The sequence below is a fragment of the Salinarimonas soli genome (assembly GCF_008386575.1).
GTDB classification, from domain to species: Bacteria; Pseudomonadota; Alphaproteobacteria; order Rhizobiales; family Beijerinckiaceae; genus Salinarimonas_A; species Salinarimonas_A soli.
In genome coordinates this window covers 1-400 of the sequence record NZ_VUOA01000216.1, presented here as the reverse complement: position 1 = coordinate 400, position 400 = coordinate 1, and the positions used below count along the sequence as shown (strand labels likewise).

1 protein-coding gene is annotated in these 400 nt (G+C 50.2%); it reads left to right on the top strand.

Annotation, left to right across the window (positions count from 1 at the left end):
* The coding region (locus F0L46_RS27885) for a 30S ribosomal protein S2 (RefSeq protein WP_149822428.1) at positions 1-400 on the top strand (400 nt) is incomplete at both ends.

The window sequence follows — 400 nt, the reverse complement described above, 5'->3', positions numbered from 1 at the left end:
CCCTTCGGTCAGCGTGCTGTACTGAAGTTTGCCGCGCCCACCGGTGCTACGCCTATTGCGGGGCGTTGCACACCAGGTGCTTTTACTAACCAGATTCAACCTGCATTCCGTGAACCTCGTCTCTTGATTGTATTGGACCCTGCACAAGACCATCAACCCATTACTGAAGCTTCATATGTCAACATTCCTGTGATTGCTTTGTGCAACACAGACTCCCCACTAAGATTTGTGGACATTGCTATCCCATGCAACACCAAGTCTTCCCACTCTATTGGTTTGATGTGGTGGTTGTTGGCACGTGAAGTGTTGAGGCTTCGTGGTGTGCTTCCCCGTGACCAGCGCTGGGATGTTGTGGTTGATTTGTTCTTCTACCGTGACCCTGAAGAAAGTGAAAAGGATG